The 19655-nt window shown below is 37.4% G+C and carries 16 protein-coding genes; 10 read left to right on the top strand and 6 right to left on the bottom strand.

Going from position 1 to position 19655, the window contains the following annotated elements; genetic code table 11:
- The first annotated feature begins 46 nt into the window (after positions 1-46).
- The 3 genes from MT391_RS03585 (at position 47) to MT391_RS03575 (ending at position 2685) form a co-directional block, all read left to right on the top strand.
- A complete protein-coding gene (locus MT391_RS03585; RefSeq protein ID WP_499496943.1) occupies positions 47-895 on the top strand; it encodes a hypothetical protein in 849 nt (282 codons plus the stop codon).
- A gap of 208 nt (positions 896-1103) precedes the next feature.
- A complete protein-coding gene (locus MT391_RS03580; protein ID WP_499496942.1) occupies positions 1104-1901 on the top strand; it encodes a hypothetical protein in 798 nt (265 codons plus the stop codon).
- Between the two features lie 235 nt (positions 1902-2136).
- Positions 2137-2685, top strand: a complete 549-nt coding sequence (locus MT391_RS03575) for a GNAT family N-acetyltransferase (protein ID WP_499496941.1) — start codon at positions 2137-2139, stop codon at positions 2683-2685.
- A gap of 470 nt (positions 2686-3155) precedes the next feature.
- Here MT391_RS03575 and MT391_RS03570 read toward each other — a convergent pair whose 3' ends face one another.
- The 4 genes from MT391_RS03570 to MT391_RS03555 all read right to left on the bottom strand — a co-directional run bounded on the left by MT391_RS03570 (position 3156) and on the right by MT391_RS03555 (position 7626).
- A complete protein-coding gene (locus MT391_RS03570; RefSeq protein WP_499496940.1) occupies positions 3156-4460 on the bottom strand; it encodes a TRAP transporter large permease in 1305 nt (434 codons plus the stop codon).
- 4 nt (positions 4461-4464) lie between these two features.
- On the bottom strand, positions 4465-5061 hold the full coding sequence (locus MT391_RS03565) for a TRAP transporter small permease (protein WP_499496939.1): 597 nt from the start codon (positions 5059-5061) through the stop codon (positions 4465-4467).
- Positions 5062-5141: 80 nt separating this feature from the next.
- Positions 5142-6167, bottom strand: a complete 1026-nt coding sequence (gene dctP / locus MT391_RS03560) for a TRAP transporter substrate-binding protein DctP (RefSeq protein ID WP_499496938.1) — start codon at positions 6165-6167, stop codon at positions 5142-5144.
- Between the two features lie 538 nt (positions 6168-6705).
- Entirely contained in the window at positions 6706-7626 is a 921-nt protein-coding gene (locus tag MT391_RS03555; RefSeq protein ID WP_299662731.1) for a LysR family transcriptional regulator, read from the bottom strand.
- Positions 7627-7812: 186 nt separating this feature from the next.
- On the opposite strand from MT391_RS03555, the gene aptA reads away from it, so the two are divergent.
- The 4 genes from aptA (at position 7813) to MT391_RS03535 (ending at position 13510) form a co-directional block, all read left to right on the top strand.
- The gene (gene aptA / locus MT391_RS03550) at positions 7813-9153 is read left to right on the top strand and encodes an omega-aminotransferase AptA (protein WP_299662734.1); all 1341 of its coding nucleotides are present in this window, start codon (positions 7813-7815) and stop codon (positions 9151-9153) included.
- A gap of 80 nt (positions 9154-9233) precedes the next feature.
- Positions 9234-10724, top strand: a complete 1491-nt coding sequence (locus tag MT391_RS03545) for a CoA-acylating methylmalonate-semialdehyde dehydrogenase (RefSeq protein ID WP_499496937.1) — start codon at positions 9234-9236, stop codon at positions 10722-10724.
- Positions 10725-11606: 882 nt separating this feature from the next.
- Positions 11607-12980: a type II toxin-antitoxin system HipA family toxin gene (locus MT391_RS03540; protein ID WP_499496936.1), complete on the top strand. Its 1374-nt coding sequence runs from the start codon at positions 11607-11609 to the stop codon at positions 12978-12980.
- Positions 12977-13510, top strand: coding sequence for a helix-turn-helix transcriptional regulator (locus MT391_RS03535; protein ID WP_346774305.1), 534 nt, complete (start codon positions 12977-12979; stop codon positions 13508-13510). Before MT391_RS03540 ends, MT391_RS03535 begins: the two co-directional genes overlap by 4 nt.
- Positions 13511-13848: 338 nt before the next feature.
- On the opposite strand, the gene MT391_RS03530 is transcribed toward MT391_RS03535, so the two are convergent.
- A complete protein-coding gene (locus MT391_RS03530; RefSeq protein WP_499496935.1) occupies positions 13849-14676 on the bottom strand; it encodes a sugar phosphate isomerase/epimerase family protein in 828 nt (275 codons plus the stop codon).
- 146 nt (positions 14677-14822) lie between these two features.
- Complete coding sequence (gene iolG, locus MT391_RS03525; RefSeq protein WP_499496934.1) at positions 14823-15806, bottom strand: inositol 2-dehydrogenase; 984 nt, start codon at positions 15804-15806, stop codon at positions 14823-14825.
- A gap of 602 nt (positions 15807-16408) precedes the next feature.
- Here iolG and iolE point away from each other — a divergent pair.
- The 3 genes from iolE (at position 16409) to iolC (ending at position 19628) form a co-directional block, all read left to right on the top strand.
- On the top strand, positions 16409-17302 hold the full coding sequence (iolE, locus tag MT391_RS03520; RefSeq protein WP_166368354.1) for a myo-inosose-2 dehydratase: 894 nt from the start codon (positions 16409-16411) through the stop codon (positions 17300-17302).
- 138 nt (positions 17303-17440) lie between these two features.
- Entirely contained in the window at positions 17441-18619 is a 1179-nt protein-coding gene (locus MT391_RS03515) for a Gfo/Idh/MocA family protein (protein ID WP_499496933.1), read from the top strand.
- Positions 18620-18629: 10 nt separating this feature from the next.
- Positions 18630-19628, top strand: coding sequence for a 5-dehydro-2-deoxygluconokinase (gene iolC, locus MT391_RS03510; protein WP_499496932.1), 999 nt, complete (start codon positions 18630-18632; stop codon positions 19626-19628).
- The last annotated feature ends 27 nt before the right edge of the window (positions 19629-19655 follow it).

Genomic DNA, 19655 nt, shown 5'->3' with positions numbered 1-19655 from the left:
TTGAGAATGAGAAATTCTACAGCCTCGTTAGATTTTTAGGGTAGTTATGAATGAATTATATCGTTTTTCTAATCAATACTATTTACAATTTGAATCGCTAAAGTCCTTTGAAAAACATAAATATTGGTATGTGTTTGGGAGTTTATTTACCACAATCGCATTTTTTACATCCTTTATTATTTGGAGTAATACAATCTTTAAGGGGCAGAGCGACAACGTTTTTAATTTGTATTTTTGGGGTATTGTTATCACTGAAATTGTTATGGGAATTGTTGTTTTTGAACTTAAAAGTAAAAATAAAAAGTATATTCTAAAGTCTATCAGTAATAGTGAAAAAAGAAATATCAAAACAATTGATGAGGCCAAAACCATATATCTAACTAGGTATTTTAGATGCTCTCAATATGAATTTGTAAAAATATCAGAACAAATTTCAAAAAGTATCGAAAGATCAAACAAATTATCAAATAAAAACTCAAAAATTGAAGTTATATTTAATTTTATTTACAACATAGATGCTAACCAAAGAGTACTAAGCCTGTTTGTAGTGCTCTGCTCTATTATCTTAATTTTATCCGTAAATACAGGGCAAAATTTATATACTGTAATTGAAACTTTTTCTCATAGTAGCTTTGATTCAATTCGCAATTTATATTTTTCTGTATTGTTTATAACATTGATCGTTGGAATTGGCTCAGTATTTATATTTAAAATATTACGTAATACTCTTCTCTATTTTAGTCTTGTTATTTTAGCTAGGTATGAGCGTAATCTAGGGACTGTTAAATATTTATTAGCAGACATTAATAACTTGGGGACTTTTAGAATGCCAATAAATAGAAAAAAGTTGCCCGCTCTTCGTGAAAAACCTAATAAGGCGTTTAAACGCAACTAAAACTGTGAGTTACGCTTAGCTACACATTTTAACCCACAATTTTAGTCCGCTTAACGTGGCGTAGAGGCTGTAGAATAACTCGTTTTTTACAAATTAGAGTAAATTTTTAGTTTTTAACACATTGTTTTAATTGATTATTAAACTTTAAAACTGGATTTTTTCCTAAAATGGAGGAATTCTACAGCCTCGTTAGGCAATAGGAGTAAGTTTGGAAACTCTCAATATTATATTTGTGGCTTTGGGAGGAGCGGTGTCAGCATTCGCTGTTGTTGCTTTTCTTGGACAAAAGTTAGTTTCATTTTGGTTTGGGCGTGAGCTAGAATCTTATAAGGGTAAAGTTGCTAAAGAAAATAATGAGGCTTTAGAGAAGCTCAAGGCAGATATACGAGCGGAAGAACGCTCAGTTGACCTTCAACTAACCATGGACAGATACAGAGGTCCACTTGTTCATTCTGCATATGACCTACAAAGTCGAATTTTTAATCTAGTTTGTCAAAACGTAATTAGTTTGTATTTTGTAAATGAAAGAGGAGATGCCTCTGAAAAAGAGTATTTTATCAAAAATACAATGTATGTCATTGCTCAATACTTTGCTTGGACAGAAATAATTCGTAAGGAAATTCAATTTATTGAGTTTCATGAAAGCACTGTATCTAAACAGTTATCGGCTTTACAAGATGAAATATATTCTATTTGGCAATCTACCGAATATAAAGACTCGTTGAGTATATGGGCTGGCGAACAAAGAGGTATTGGAGAACTAATACTAGAAGAAAAAGACGGGTGCTATAAATGTATTGGCTACTCAAAATTTTTGAAAATTATAGCGGACGAAAAAGAGCCTTTATTGAAGCAACTTGAAAGTAAAGTTACTAGTTTTCTTACTTCATCTAACTATAATTCAGCTCGTTTAGTCAAATTGCAGAATGCTTTGATTGAGCTTTTAGAATTTTTAGATCCTAAATATATTCGTTTCCCTAAGGATAAACGTTCAAAAATTTCCTAACAAGTTAATAAACAAGGACAAAATACGGCTGACTATTTCGCTGCTCTCGTATTTTAGCCCGCCAAATTTTGCCTATTATTAAGGCATTAAAGTTGTAGAATAACTTCATTTTGTAAATTTATGGAAAATAATTATTTATAAGTTTTTGTTTTAAATATAATAAAAGTTCTATGATGTTTTTTATTAAAAAAGATAAATTCTACAGCCCGTTAATTGTCATTGGAGATTTCAGGTTATGCAATTCAGAATTGCTAATATAAATGACTTAGAAAGTTTGTCTAAGTTGCATGCTGAAAGCTGGCGTGAATCGTATCGAGGTATATTCCCTGATAATTTTTTAGATAATGATGTTTGGGAAGAACGACGTTTATCTTGGGAAAGTCGTCTATCTAACCCTAAAAAGAATCAGCGAGTATTGATTGCAACTAAAGGTAGCCAAATTTGTGGTTTCATCTGTGCGCTTGGAAATGAAAGTTCAAAATGGGGAACTTTCATTGATAATTTACATGTTTCAAGTTCTTCTCAAGGCAATGGCGTCGGCAAACAACTAATATACTTAATTGCTAAATGGGCTGACGAGTTATTTGAAAATAAAGGGTTATACCTTGAAGTCCTTGAAGACAATCTTAATGCTCGACGTTTTTATCATCGAATTGGTGCTAAACATCAAGAAACGAATTTATGGCAACCACCTGGTAGCGATGAAAAAATAAATGATTTGTTATATGTGTGGGAAAGTAACCACGAATTATTGCAAATAAACATTGGTAACAGGTGTCTCTAACAAAGCGAATAATAGTGATTTAATGTGAAGAAAAATGCTGGCCTCATAAACTTTAATCAAGATTTACACTTTACTAATAACGACTTAAAAATCATCTGATATTAAATACTTAACCTTCTTCACCCTTCGTGCCTTCGTGGTTAACCCGCTTTTGACCTTAATGATAGAGCTGTATACCCACAAACTTTAATCAACATTTATACTTTGCTAATAACGACTTAAAATGACCTGAAGTTCAACCTTTAACCTTCTTCATCCTTCGTGTCTTCGTGGTTAACCCGCTTTTGACCTTAAAAAAGGCCTCAAGGTCGGTTAGAGCGACAATGAGGCCAAAAGGGTAAGGGCTTTAGAAAGATTATTTAACTCGTTTTTTCATGCCTGATAGCATTTTCTCTGCTGTCTCATTATGATCACCTGCAACAATTAAACAGCTTCGTAATAATATATGCACATTATTCCTGCGTTATTGATTACTCAATGCCCATCAATAATCGAGGTAAGAATAACGATAATTCAGGTAAAAATGTCACGATAGCAACCATCGGTAAGTGACCTAAGCATAATAACTTGAGGGTGGGGCCAATATATTTATTGAGCGGTAGTTTTGCTACCCCTCCGGCCATATAGAGCATGGGGGCACAAGGAGGAGATACGTTACCAAGCCCTAAGTTAACACCCACTATTGCAGCAAAATGAATCGGATGAATACCCAGTGCTTGTACTATCGGCAAGAATATAATCGCTGCTAAGACCGCGCCTGAGATATCATCAACAATCATACCAATAAGCAGTAGTAATAAGTTAATGACCAATAAAATAACAAACTTGTTATCAGACATTGTCAACAATGCTTCCGCCAGTTGTTTCGGCACTTGTTCGAGGATCATGGCTCTGCTCATTATAAATAAGAAGAACAATACCGCCATAATAGACCCCGTCATGATCACTGCTCGAACAGTGACCGCGCCTAAGGTTCTAATCGTCAATCCTTTATATACCATCAAACTGACAGGTATTGCATAAATGACGGCAATAGCAGCAGCCTCAGTCGGCGTCGCAATACCACTGTAAATAGCACCCAATATAATCACTGGCATCAACAATGCGAATGTTGCATTGTAACCGGCTTTAGCAACACCACGTACAGCCGCTTTAAAGGGTAGTGGTGGATCTACTTTAATTGATGTGTCGTTACGTAATATCCAAAAATTTAAAATACAATAAAGGAGCGTTAATAATATACCAGGGATGATAGTTGATAGAAAAGCAGCGCCAACAGATAAGCCGCCTGTTATCGAAAAGATAATCATTGGAATACTGGGTGGAATAAGTAATGCTAATACCGATGAGCAGGCAACTAAGGCGGTAGCATGACCTTCGGGATATCCCTCTTTCACCATCCGTGGGATCATTATTTGTCCAATTGCCGCAATCGCTGCAGAAGAGCTACCTGAAATAGCACCAAACAATGCGCAGGTTAATACCGTTACTGCTCCTAAGCCACCTTTGATTCGACCAACAAAAGAGTTAACAAAATCAAGTAAGCGTGCGGAAATACCACCTTCTGCCATGATAAGCCCACCTAAAATAAATAACGGTAGGGCAAGCAATGCAAAGCCACTGGCAGTATTAAAGCCATGTGTCACTAGAAATGAAATATTATTGCCAGTCGCATAGGTAAATAAAATAGCACCAATGCCAAATGAAAATGCCACTGGAATTTCAGCTAACAGTAAGACGACGATAACCAGCATACAGACAAGAAAAATAGTCATAGTGCTAATCCTTAATAAGTGAGTTGAGAGTAGAATTTGATTGCTTTTTAGCAGCTAACATCGCCCTAAAATCAGTTACAGTTTGTATTAAGAAATAACCAACCATCATCGCAAAACCAAAGATCATGCCAGCGCTCCACAACCCTTTAGGCCATTGCAGATACAAACTCATTCTTCCCTTCTCAATTATAAAAAAGCCATATTTGGATGCATAGTAGCCAAAAACACAGGCAGCAATACTGCAAATAATCGAACCAATAAAGCGGATCAACTGGATTTTAAATGGGTCGCTAACAATAAGACTCACAATCCCCCCGTGAATATGTGCGCGACGTTTAGTGGCGTAGCCCATACCAAGAAAATAGGTCCAAATGGCCAATAAAATAGCGGCCTCTTCGGTACCCGCAAAGGATGAGTCAAGCAAGTAGCGCATAACGACTTGAGTAAATATGAGTATGGCAAGGCCTAACCCAGTAAAGATCATTGCTGCTTGTAAAACCAAATCGAGTATATGTGCCAAACGTTTTAAAGCAGAGTTATCTTTATCTAGTAAAGGCACTTGCTCAGAGAGATTCTCACCATCTAATTTACCGGGTTTCATTGATATATCGCCTATAATTTGGAGGAGGATTGGCCCAATCATAATGAATAACGATTGGGCGGAGGCTAACCTAAAAAGAGTTATTTAATAGCTGCAATATCACGCATCATTGTCATAATTTCTTTTCCTACTTTTTTCTCCATATATGGCCATTCTTTTGAATATATGATGTCTTTAGCTTTAGTTCGGTCTTCGTCAGACAACTCGATCACATCAATACCATAGTCACGTACTTTTTCTAAAAAATTATTATCTATTGCTTCAGCTTCTTTCCAAGCCCAATCAAGCGTTTGATCCGCTGATGTTTGCATTTTTTCTCTTTCGGCTGCTGGTAAATCTTCCCACCAATCTTTATTCACTAACCAAAATCCATGCTCAAAATAGTCTCGTGTTAAAATATAAGCCTGTAATACATCACGCATTTGCCAAATTTCAACCGCTGGCCCAAATGCACGACCATCTACAGTACCTAATTGTAAAGCAGTATATAGCTCTGAATATGGCATAGGGACAGCAGAGAATCCCCAGTTATTAAAACGTTCAATGGCTAATGGCGAAGGGATCACGCGCATTTTTATCCCTTTTGCATCTTCAGGAAAAGTAGTCGGTACTTTATCAACGCCTTTGCGGATAGTAATTGAGCCAAAGCCTGTTGGGATCATGCCTAATGCTACTAGATCCATATCGGCAAAAATCTTATTATAGACATCGAGCATTGGACCACCTGGGCCATAAACTTTACGAGCACTTTTCCAATCATCTACAACATAACCAAGCCAAGTTAAATCTAATCGACCGTCAAATTCAGATGCACCGTAAGTGATGGTCATTGGAATAACGCCCATCATCGCCTGCTCAAATTGCGAGGTCCAATCGCCTAAGTCCCCCCCTAGATGGTAATCAGGTTGGTAAGATGAATTTTGCTCCACTAATTTTTTGATAAACTTTTGGGATGTGTGATGGAATATATGTTCTGTATTATAAGATTGTGAAAAAATAAATTCGTTATCGGCTGCAGTAACATTGATCGTAGAAAGAGTTAATGCTGCTGTTAAAGAGCTAGCAATAATCATTCGTTTTTTTGTGTCGATACTTTTTTTAAACATTATAAAATCCTTTTAAATACTTTGATAATCAATTATTTAACGGTTTACATCCCTAACTTTTCCATATTGGATATTTATCCGGATAGGCGAGGAGGATTTGAGTCTGCATTTTTTAATCTCTTAGGTAAATACTATATATATTAAGCTGAGTTAACCATATAGTTACCTTTCATCTGTGTTATCAACCGTAAATATTGCCTCTCAAAAGCATTGAAAAATATTTATTTTTTATAAATTAAAATTATTTTTTTATTAGGATGTTTAACCTTAGTTTTGCGTCGTAAAAAGCCGAGTTAAATGGTGAATTTAATCATTTAATGATTAAAAAAGGTTTGGGTTAGATTAACCAGTTTTATGTTTATAAAATGGCTTCATTGTGGATGGGGAGGGATAAGGCACTTAAAACTAAATAGCATCAGTGCCTAAATAAATCTAAAAGACAGATTTTAATCTCGATACGCTATGACCAAAATAAAAGGCAAGTATTACCTTTATAGTTTAAATTTTTCAACGTGTTTGTTATGTATTCACGCAGATTTTATAATGTTTTTTCTAGCTCTTCTAAATAGGCCTCAAGGATTAAATTTTCCCTCGCTCCTTTACGAGTAATTGTAAAAAAGTGAGTATCAAAATATCGATTATGTGAGTCAATCGAACATAATCGGTTTTGTGCAACCCATTGTTGTGCAAAATGCACAGGTAAAAAACCTAAAAACCTTCCAGTTAGAATTAAAAAAGCAAGACCTTCTCTATCTGTGGACGTTGCTGTGGATTTTAATTTTTTTTGTTGGTGCTTTATTTTTATCGGCTGTGGATAGTTAGGAATGACCGCGTCATATTCGCACAATGTACTATCGCTGATCGCTTCGTTATTTTTATCAAAAAGCGGGTGCTCTTCACTACAGTAAAGTTGCGACCTTTCTTGATATAAGGATGAATAAGTTAGTCCACTTAACGATCTCAGCTCAGGTACTACGCCGAAATGTAATTGTCCATCAAGCACTGCAGCTTCAATGGCATTAGGCGATATCATACGAATATTAATAACGACTTCAGGTGCGCGAAGTTTTAACGTACTTAAAGAGCGAGTAAGACGTTGTTGTTCATTGGTTACTAGGTTATCAGTAATGCCAATATTTAATTCGCCTACTAAATCAGTATTAATGGCATTCATTTCGCTACGAAAATTTTCAAGATTACCAAGTAATTGCAAAGTAGATTGATAAACTTTCTCACCTTGATCTGTAATAGCAAAACCAGATCGACCTCGGTGACATAACTTCATTTTTAACAAAGACTCAAGTTCAGATATTGCTGCACTAATAGCCGGTCGACTAATGTTTAACTCAATTTCTGATGCGGCAAAACCACCTGATTCAATCACTACTTTATAAATGCGTAATAAGCGAATATGTGTGTCACCTAATTGCCTAGGTAGTAATGTATTTTTTTCATTCATTAATTATTACTCACTGTGATTGGCTTGTGCTTTAGCTAAGCGTAGGAAATATTTAGTTAACCATATGGTTAAGTTAGGTTAGAAATTATTGTATTTAACAATCTATTAAAACATTGATAATGCCCTCAAGCAATCGTTAATTCAACGGTAAAAATAAACTACTAACAACATTGTTGAGGCAAATAAATGACCAACCATAAGCAAACTAATCATGGCATTAGCCAAGCACAATTTGATACACATTGGATGCCTTTTACTGGTAACCGTGAGTTTAAAAAAGATCCTCGTATTATTGTTTCTGCTAAAGGTAATTACTATACCGACAGCGAAGGCAGACAGATTTTCGATGGTTTGTCTGGATTATGGACTTGTGGTTTAGGCCATGGACGCCCAGAAATAACCGAAGCGATAAGTAAGCAAGCTGCCACACTTGATTACTCTCCAGCCTTTCAATATGGCCACCCTAAATCATTTGAGCTTTCACACCGCATTACAGAATTAATGCCTGATGGCTTAAATCGCGTTTTCTTTGCTGGGTCAGGTTCTGAATCAGTAGAGTCCGCATTAAAGATTGCGCGTGGTTATTGGCGCAAAAAAGGAATGGCTAGCAAAACGCGATTCATTGGCCGTTCAAAGGGTTATCACGGAGTAAATTTTGGTGGTATTAGTGTCGGAGGTTTAGCGCCAAATAGAGCTATTTTTGGTCAAGGTATCGAAGCCTCTCATCTACCACATACCATGATTGACGAAAATAAATTTAGCCTAGGTATGCCCACTCAAGGGGCCTATTTAGCGGAACAACTTGAGGAGCTAGTGGCTTTACATGATGCGTCAACCATTGCCGCTGTGATTGTTGAACCAATGGCAGGCTCTGCAGGTGTTATTCCACCACCTGTTGGTTATTTAAAACGTTTAAGAGAAATATGTGATAAGCATAATATTTTGCTTATTTTCGATGAAGTTATTACCGCATTTGGACGTATGGGCTCTAATACTGGTGCAGAGGAGTTTGGTGTAATACCTGACATGATGACAGTAGCAAAACAGCTTACTAATGGTGTTATTCCGATGGGGGCTGTTATTTCTAAACAAGAAATTTATGACACTTATATGGAAACGGGTGGGCCTGACTATATGTTAGAGCTACCGCATGGGTACACCTATTCAGCGCATCCGATTGCTTGTGCTGCGGCCTTAGCAACGTTAGATGTGTTAACCAAAGGAAACTTTCCAGCACAAGCTAAAAGTATCGCTCCATACTTTGAAAAAGCGTTACATAGCTTAAAAGGAATCGAACTTATAACCGATATTCGTAACTATGGTTTAGCTGGTGCATTTACCATTGCTCACTCTCCAGGTGAACCTGCAAAACGCCCTTATCAGATAGCGATGAAAATGTGGCAAAAAGGATTTTACGTACGTTGTGGCGGTGACACCATTCAATTAGGTGTGCCTTTTACTTCTGAGCTTAGCGAAATAGACAGTTTAATTAACGCATTAGGCGAGACGATTTTAGAAATTAAGTAGATGCTGCTTTTGTATTAAACAGTATAAAAAACACAATAATCTCGGAATAAATTCCGATAGGCAATGTATAAGGAACTAACATGACTCAACTAATCGGCCACTTCATTAACGGCGAAATGATCAATGATAACGATCGTACTCAAGACGTATTTAATCCAGCAACAGGCTTGGCAACAAAAAAAGTAGCCTTGGCTAGTAAGCAAACCGTTGAGCAAGCGATCAGCGCAGCGCAAGCCGCCTTTCCTGAGTGGCGCAATACTACACCTGCAAAACGAGCAAGGGTCATGTTCCGCTTTAAAGAATTACTAGAGCAAAACAGTGATAAAATTTGTCAGCTTATTGGTCAAGAGCACGGTAAAATTTCTCATGATGCGGCTGGTGAATTACAACGTGGTATTGAAAATGTTGAATATGCATGTGGCGCCCCAGAGTTACTAAAAGGTCAACACAGCAAGAATGTTGGTCCAAATATCGACTCTTGGAGCGAGTTTCAACCTTTAGGTGTTGTCGCTGGTATCACTCCTTTTAATTTTCCGGCGATGGTGCCTATGTGGATGTTCCCACTGGCTATTGTTTGCGGTAATACATTTATACTTAAACCTTCAGAACGAGATCCAAGCTCAACACTATTTATTGCGCAATTACTTAAAGAAGCGGGTTTACCTGATGGCGTAATGAATGTCGTTAATGGCGATAAAGAAGCCGTTGATACGTTGCTTATCGATCAACGTGTTAAAGCGGTGAGTTTCGTAGGCTCAACGCCAATTGCTGAATATATTTATGCAACAGCCACTGCTAACGGAAAACGATGCCAAGCATTAGGTGGGGCAAAAAATCATGCGATTATTATGCCGGATGCAGATATGGATAATGCGGTTAATCAACTACTTGGTGCTGCTTTTGGTTCATCAGGCGAACGTTGTATGGCGCTATCTGTTGCGGTTGCTGTTGGCGATGATGCTGGTGATGCGTTAGTTGAAAAAATGACTAGCAGCATGAAAAAATTAAAAGTGGGAGAATATAGTAATGCCAGTAATGATTTCGGCCCAGTAATCACCCTAGCGCATAAAGAAAAAGTAAATGGTTTTATTACTAGTGCCCAAGAGCAAGGCGCAACGATAGTGGTTGATGGCCGTAACCCTAGTGTGGAAGGTTTTGAAAATGGCTACTTTGTTGATGCGACCTTAATTGATCATGTCACCTCTGAGATGGATAGTTATCAAGCTGAGATTTTTGGCCCTGTATTGCAGGTCATTCGCGTAAAAACGATGGAAGAAGCAATGCAGTTAATTAATGACCATGAATATGGCAACGGTACTTGTATTTTCACCCGTGATGGTGAAGCGGCACGTTATTTTTCGGATAATATTGAAGTCGGTATGGTAGGGATTAACGTACCGTTACCAGTACCTGTTTCTTACCATAGCTTTGGTGGTTGGAAACGTTCATTATTTGGTGATTTACATGCCTATGGCCCAGATGGTGTTAAGTTTTATACTAAACGTAAAACAATTACACAGCGCTGGCCATCAAGTGGCGTAAGAGAGGGAGTGTCTTTCTCATTCCCATAATGGCTCAAAAAGCTTTTATAAAGTAACAGAAGAGTTCGGCTAATTTATTTGTTAGTCGAACTATAATTAAATATTAAATATTAAATACTGAACGTAGAAACATTCAGTATTTTTTTGAGTAAAATAAACCGTTTAGCAGGAACTTTAGCATCCGTAATCTTGTTAATCAGATTCATATTAAAAGAAATTTTCAATTATCTTCATTGTCATTTTGTATTCGGTTTCATGAACCCCAATAACTCTTTTTCAAATAACAATTTACTACCCTTCATCAATGCATTCTTATGCATTAAAGTAAGTGTAGAAAAATAAACTAGCGCTTCAGGCTATAACCTCAGAGTGATTTAGGTATATTAAAAATTATTAGAATAGATAGGAATACATAGCTAGAGATGTTGAATCGTTACGGCGTAATTATTTAGTTATTGATCGTCCACAAAAAAGGCCTCAAGGTCGCTTAAACGACAATGAAGCCAACAGGGTAAGGGGCCTTTAGGAAAGTTATTTAACGAGTTTTTTCATGCCTGATAGCATTTTCTCTGCTGTTTCATAATGATCACCTTTACAGTTCAATTTCCGTCAGTCCAAGCATCGCTACAGGTTCCGATTACTCAATTCATACTAAATATAGTTAAGTACCTAATATCACAAATGGGTATTATAGTACTCAAAAATGATTTTAATGTTAATTATTGAGCACTATAAGACGCATTAATATTTTATCTGAAGATATTCAATAAATTATCTCTAAACATCAAATCAATGAGTCGGGTTGTGGTTAATAACTCAATATCAAAAAATATTGAGTACTATAATGAACTTTATTTCGATAATTGTTCTTTTTTGAGTGCTATAGTGTTCATTATTATTGAGGGGAATTCTATGAAGGCGATTAATTTTGAAAATTTAAATGAGCTAACGGTACAAGCTTTCATTGATAACTCATGGAAGGATATTGCGAAGATTACATTCCCGAATAATGCTAACTACACCTATGATATTAGCGAAGTTGATTATGAATTTGATTATGCAATTGATCATCTTTCTGAGGATGACCATCATGCAGTCTCTATCAACCATCCTGTTGAATTATTTTTTGATGGTAATGGTCAACGAGGCTGGTTGAAGTTCATTGACGATATTATTCCTAGTGGTTCAAGTCGTAAATACTGGTTAACCCAAATAGATACTGAAGGGATGTCTAGTAATCAACAAAAGTTTGTTTTACTTACATACGGTACTATTTCTCCCATTGGCAATTTACGTATTAAAGAGTCTATCGAAGCGATTGATAAAATACCTACGCAATATTTCCAAGTTTCGGAAGTCACAAGCAGAGCTGCAGACTTTTTGAGTTATGCACAAACTCGAGGCGCAGCAGCAGGCGGGGCAACAGGTGCGGGTGGAGAAGCACCGAAACTTTTGTTAAGACGTAGTAAAGATGATCTTGTCTGGATAGATACCTATCAAGAAAATACAAATGTGGACGATATGTATTATCTTGTTAAATTTCCAAGAGGGAATAAAAGGGGAGTTAACGATGCGGTACTCGTCACCGAATACCATTATTATCATGAGTTAACCGATATGGGGTTTATTACTATACCTGTAGCAAACATGAAATTAGAACAAGGTGAAAACTATCATTCACTTTGGTTGCCAAGGTTCGATATAGAGACTCAAGCAGATGGGACGACCAAACGTTATGGTATGGAATCTGTGTATTCAATGTTAAGAAAACAACCTGGTGCTATTTTAGATCATGGTGAAACAATACGTGATTTGATTACGCTGATCACTGAAAGTAATACGGTGAAAGAGAAAAAACTGCACTTTGATGTAGAGGCATTTATCATCGAATGGGTTCGTCGTGATCTGTTAAATGTTGCCTTTGGTAATAGTGATAACCACGGAAGAAATACATCATTCTATAAAGATGAAAAAGGAATAAGGTTAACACCCATCTATGACTTTGCACCTATGAAAGCAGATCCAGAAGGTATACCTCGAACAACTAAATGGGCTGCGTCAACTTTAGAGCTTGGTGGTGCATTTAACTTTGTTGAGATTGCATACTCCTTGAGTGATTTAATTGAACCAGAACACTTATTAAGCGAACTAAAGTCAACAGCGCGTCAGTTAGTAGGTTTAAAGCAGAGGTTAATAGTGCGTGGTGTTCCCGAACTAATAGTTAATATGCCTGCAATTGGATTTGACTTTCTTGATGAAAAATTAGAACAGTGGGGCTTGTTGTGAAAAATAAAAGTTTAACGGATACCGTCAACTTCTTAAAAAAGCATAATGCAGATAGGAATATGAAATTTAATAGTGAGGGTGAACGCATCAATGCTAAAAATGATGAGTCACAGAGGAAAGTTAAATTATCCGGTGTGCCTGTTGTTGTGCATAGTGGGGAAGCCGATGAAGTTAAAGTTAGGCAACGTTCGTCTAATAATACTGCCATTAAAGATGCTCAGTTACGCAAGGCGGTCATTAATAGTGTTATTGCTAAATTACTATTTTCTGAGATTACTCAAGGAGATGCTTTAATTCAGCTACGCATTCAAGTACTAGGTTTTAACCAAGAAAAGTATGCAAAATTAGTTAATGTTTCTCGTAAAAAACTTTCAGATATAGAAAATAATAGAAGCAACTCAAGCGTGGAGATCTTGAATAAAGTGTTTAAGCCTTTTGGTTTAAACGTAGGGCTGATTCCAATATCACCGACAGTATTAAAAGATGTGCTTGAGGATTATAATAACTTTACTGCTTATCTACCCGAGTAGTTAATAAATAAATGGCTTAATTATTTCTATGATAATGATGCTTCAATGTTTGAATCAAGCTTCAGCACCACAATAAAAAAGGCCTCAAGGTCGGTTAGAACGACAACATATAAAGAGCTGGACACCTAAGAGCTGGAGACACCTAAGAGCTGGACACCCACAAACTTTAATCAAGATTTATGCTTTACTAATAACGACTTAAAAATAATCTGATATTAAATACTTAACCTTCTTCACCCTTCGTGCCTTCGTGGTTAAGCCGCTTTTGACCTTAAAAAAGGCCTCTAGGTCGGTTAGAACGACAATGAAGCCAACAGGGTAAGGGGCCTTTAGGAAAGTTATTTAACGAGTTTTTTCATGCCTGATAGCATTTTCTCTGCTGTCTCATAATGATCACCTTCCCATAGCTGATCATTTAAAAATTCACCGGAATAGAAACCGTCATATCCTGTAGATTGGATAGCATCAATCCATTCCTGTAGTGGGATTTCACCTTCACCAATTAAGCAACCTCGTAACTCTTTTTCATCTACCCAAGGTTGGTTTTCACCAGGTCTTAGACCATCGGAAATATGTATGTTGTAAATTAGTTCTTTGTCTACTTTAGCGACTTGCTCTAAGGTTGCGCCTCGGCAAGACCAAAGATGCCAAGTATCTAATACAAAGCCAAAATTATCGCGGCCAACGGCATCATGTAAACGATGATAATCATCTAATTTTGCAATAGGTGTCCACGCTGCACCTTCAAATTGAAAGCGAATGTTATGTTCTTTGCCGATATCTGCAATGTGTGCAATATTTTGCGCGGTGATTTTTATGTTGTCTTCAACTGATAGGCCATTGAGCCCTTCAAATGAGTTTACTTGAATCGTGGGAGCGCCAATCTCGCTTGCAAATTGACATAGGGTTTCAACTTGTTTGAACACACTTTGTTGTGTCGCTTTATCAGGTGCTTCAACACTGCCGATGATATCAATTGCAGAGGGCAAAATGCCTGCATTATCTAGTTTCGCTTTTAGGTCGGCACTGCTTAAGCCACTATTTATATAACGCCATAATTTTTCCGTATGGATTTCCAAGCCTTGGTAGCCGGTTTCTTTTGCAAGACGAATATCGCTTACAATATTGTTATGTAAAGAACACATGCCGTGTAATGCAAATTTCATACAATCACCTATTCATTATCTTGAACTTAAATCCAAGCTTTTTGATAGCAAATAAGAAAATAAACCACTGTTGATTTACCTTCTTTAATACCAGTAGTTAACCATGTTGTTGATGGTTTATTTTTAACGTTTTAGTAGCGCACTTTTTATAATGTCACTGTTTTGTTAGTCTGTAATGACTCTAGTGCAGCATCTGCTAACGCCAGTGCTCTTTCACCATCTATACCTGGTGATAATGACTCTGCTCCACCTAAGACTTCAACAAAATGGTTCCATTCATTTTTGTAGGCTCCTGCATAACGTTGTAAAAAGAAGTATTCAGGGTTTGCTTCAATAGTCCCTTGGTCACCGAATTGTTTGACTGAGTTTTCATTGATGTTACCTGCAGTTAAGAGGCCTTTACTGCCATGTACTTCGATTCGTTGATCGTATCCGTAACCTGAGCGTCGACTATTATTAATAGTTGCAATCGCACCCGATGCAAAAGTTAAAACAACCACTGACGTATCAATATCACCGGCTTTAGCAATTTCAGGATCAACCATACAACTACCGTATGCGGTAATGCTAGTAGGTTCTTCATTCATTAAATAACGTGCCATATCGAAGTCATGAATAGTCATGTCTCGGTACATGCCACCTGAGATCTTAGTATATTCTGCTGGTGGAGCAGAAGGGTCTCGAGAGGTAATGATCAGTGACTCAATTTGTCCAATTGCATTTTCACTTAAGCGACCCTTTAATTCGTTAAAGTGCGCATCGTAACGACGATTAAAGGCGATAAATAAGATGGTATCGTGTTGCTCAACGACTTTGAGGCAATTACGTACTTTTGCTAAATCTAGATCGATGGGTTTTTCACAGAAGACTGCTTTACCATTGGCTGCCGCTAATTCTATAAGGTTGACGTGAGTGTGCGTTGCAGAGCAAATACAGATGGCATCTACATTTGGATCTGCCATTGCTTCTTCTGTAGTTTGAATTTTGGCATCGTACTTTTCAGATATCTCTTCTCGCCCTTCTACGTAGGGGTCAATAACCGAATAAAGATTAGTTTGAGCATGATCATGAATGTTTTGTCCATGAATGCGTCCAATTCTTCCAACTCCAAATAATGCAATATTAAACATACTGTGTTCCTTAAAGTGTCAATGTGCTGTCATTTATGATTTTGTGTTTACGTTGCTTTCGTTTTTAATCTTTTCCTGCTCTAACTGCCATTTATAAGGCTTAGAGAGGGCTTTAACCCGTTTACGGCTTACTCGTTTCGGTAAGTGCTGTTTATAGGTCTTTTTAAAATAAAAATTAATCTCTATTACTGGGTGTGCAAATAAAGTTTTTCAATAGAAAAATATTTTTCATTTTTATTGGTGGGTTGATATTATTGTTTATTTTATCAAAGCGCTATTTCTTTACTGTTTATTTTTATTGAAACGTTAAGCTTATCACGGGGTGTGAATTTAACAAAAAATAAACAAATTAAGTTGTTGTTTTATATGCTTTTTATTTTTAAATGGTTTTTTATGTTAATTTTTTGTTTTGCTTGAAAATAGAAGGTCAATAAATTTTTTCCAAAAAAAGTTGATAAAGCACTAAGTATTAATGGAAAAATATTTTCATTATATTTTTTTTGACGTATATTCGATTTGGCTAGCGACAAGTCAATGCTCATTAGGATTTAAAGCTTGTACGCTCAATTCATTCAGTAACCACAATTAATCCGGAGATAAGTATGAGTAAAGTTCAATATGGTATTAGCCCTTTAACTTGGACCAATGACGATATGCCAGAGCTAGGTGGCGATATCCCGCTAGAAACGTGTCTAAGTGAAATGGCTGAAGCCGGTTTTACAGGCACTGAGCTTGGCACTAAATATCCAAGAGATCCTGAAATATTAGTTCCTTTACTTAAAAGTCACGGTTTAGTTCTCGCATCTGGTTGGTTTAGCGGTAACTTAATGACCAACACTGCAGAGCAAGAAATTGAAGCGATGCAAACGCATATTAAATTATTGAAAGCCGCTGGTTGTAAAGCAATGGTATATGGCGAAGTGAGTAATTCTGTACATGGTGATATCGCCATTCCTGTTTCTAAACGTGTGATTTTAAACGATCAACAATGGCAAGAATATGGTCAAAAAATCACTGTTGTTGCTGACTATTTATTAAACGAGCATGGCATTAAGCTGTCTTTCCATCATCACGTGGGCACTATTTGTGAGACCGAAAAAGACATTGATACCTTTATGGAAGTGACGGGGCCTTCTGTCTTTTTAACCTTAGATACGGGTCATATTACTTACGGTGGTGGTAACCCCGTGAATATTATTAACCGCTGGGGTGATCGTATTGGGCATATGCATTTTAAAGATTTACGTTTAGAAGTGATGGAAGCGGCACGTGCTGCAGATAAATCATTTTTAAGTGCAGTATTAGATGGTGTATTTACTGTACCTGGTACCGGTGATGTTAATTACGATGATGTTTTCACTGCATTAAAAGCACGCGATTATGAAGGCTGGTTATTGGTTGAAGCGGAGCAAGATCCTGCCAAGGCTAATCCATTAGTTTTTGCTAAAACGGCTTATCAAAATATCTCTGGTTACGCACAAAAGTTTGGCCTGTAAAGCGCTGACTGTGTAACAAGGTTCCTTTGTTTGTTAGGAAATGAATGCGTATAGAAGGTTTAACGAAGTATGTTAGGCCTTTCATTAGTCGCTTGTAGTCGTTTTGTTTCCTGCTATTTAATGAAATGTGAGAACAACATGTTTAATGAAGAAAGTCATTTAAAACAGCCTATTCGTTGGGCGATGGTCGGCGGCGGTCGTGGTAGTCAAATTGGTTATTCGCATAGAAATGCAGCGCAACGAGATGGTTTATTTAAGCTTGTTGCCGGCTCCTTTGATTTAGATGCTGATCGCGGTCGTGATTTTGCGGTGAATTTAGGCATTGACGGAACGCGTTCATATGCAACTTATAAAGAGATGTTTGCACAGGAAAAATGCCGAGAAGATGGTATTCAAGCTGTCTCAATTGCGACACCTAACAGCACTCACTTTGAAATATGTAAAGCAGCATTAGAAGCTAAATTACATGTTATTTGTGAAAAACCGCTGACTTTTACCACGGATGAGGCGTATGTGCTTAAAGCGTTAGCTGCTGAAAATAACTGCCTTATTGGTGTGATGTACGGTTATTCAGGTTTCCCTATGATCCACCAAGCCCGTGAAATGGTTCGTCGTGGTGATCTCGGTGATATTCGTGTTGTTAATGCGCAATTTGCTCATGGTTTTCATAATGAAGAATATGAGAAAGATGATCCAAGTTTAAAGTGGCGTGTAACACCTGCCGCATCCGGCCCTACTTATGTATTGGGCGACCTAGGCACACATACTCATTTTTTATGTGAAATGATTACTGAGATGGAAGTTGAGAGCCTATGTTGCATGCGTCAAAGCTTTATTAAATCACGCGCACCATTGGAAGATAATGCGCATGTGATGCTTAAATTTAAAGGCGGTGCTGTTGGTACATTATGGGCATCTGCAATTAATTCAGGCTCTATGCATCAACAAAAAATTCGCATTGTTGGATCGAAAGCATCGATTGAATGGTGGGATGAATTTCCAAATCAACTTCGTTATGAAATTCAAGGTGAAGCGCCTCGTGTATTAGACCGAGGTATGCCGTATCTATACCAAGATGATCAAGGTGTTTCATGTAATCGAATCGGTGGTGGTCATGCTGAGGGTTATTTTGAATCTTGGGCTAATCTATATGCTCGTTTTGCCTATGCATTTAATGCCGTTGCAGAAAATGATCAAGCCGCTTTAGATAGCATGTGGTTTCCAGGTATTGATGCTGGTATTGAAGGTACCCGACTCTGTGAGAAATGTGCTGAGTCCGCAGATAACGGTTCGCAATGGGTTAATTTTAAAGACTAAGGAATAAATAATGGCACAAGTGAATTTTTTACAAGACAGAACGTTAGATGCAATTGTATTAGGGCGTGCAGGTGTTGATTTATATGCTCGTGAAGCGAATACGGATATTGCCGATGTCTCTGGTTTTGAAAAATATGTCGGTGGTTCTGCGGCTAATATTGCCGTAGCGATTAATAAGCTGGGTGCAAAGGTAGGTTTTATTGGTTGTGTCGCAGACGATTCATTTGGGCGTTATGTACAGGGTTATATGGAAAAACAGGGTATTAACCTTGATGGCATGATGGTTGATGGTAGTGGTTCGCGTACTTCCGTCGCCTTTACGGAAATGAAACCGAGTGATTGTGATGTTTTAATCTATCGCAATAATGCTTCGGATTTAATGCTGAAAACAGAACAAATTGACCCTGATTATATTAAAAAAAGTAAAACATTAATTGTTACCGGTACGGCATTGTCAGCAAGTCCAAGTCGTGAAGCTACCTTATTAGCAATGCAATATGCACGTAGTGTTGGCACCGTCGTGGTACTAGATGTGGACTATCGTCCAATGACTTGGCGCAGCGATGTTGATGCCTCTATTTATTATGGTATTGCAGCTAATCTATCGGACATTGTGATTGGTAATCGTGAAGAGTTCGACATGATGGAAACAGTGGTCGCACCCAGTAATACCGATGATGATCAAACTGCGGCCCGTTTTTTACAAGGAAATTCACAGATTGTGATCATTAAAGCGGGTGAACTAGGTTCGCGTGTTTATTGCAAAGATGGTCATCAATTTGAACAAGGTATCTATAGAGTTGAGGCGAAAAAACCATTTGGCTCAGGCGACTCTTTTGCTGGCGCGCTTATTTGGACATTAACGGCTGGCGGTACTTTAGAGCAAGGTGTTAGTAATGGTTCAGCTGCGGCTGCTATTAACGTAAGTGGCACCAGTTGTACTGAAGCTATGCCGACTAAAGACGAGCTGGAATCTTTTATTGCAACATTTGAACAAGCTGCTCGTTAAAACAAACAATATGATTTTGATTCACTA

It is taken from the genome of Vibrio sp. 1-Bac 57, from assembly GCF_037546855.1.
Taxonomy (GTDB): Bacteria; Pseudomonadota; Gammaproteobacteria; order Enterobacterales; family Psychromonadaceae; genus Psychromonas.
This window is presented reverse-complemented; position numbering and strand designations above follow the sequence as displayed.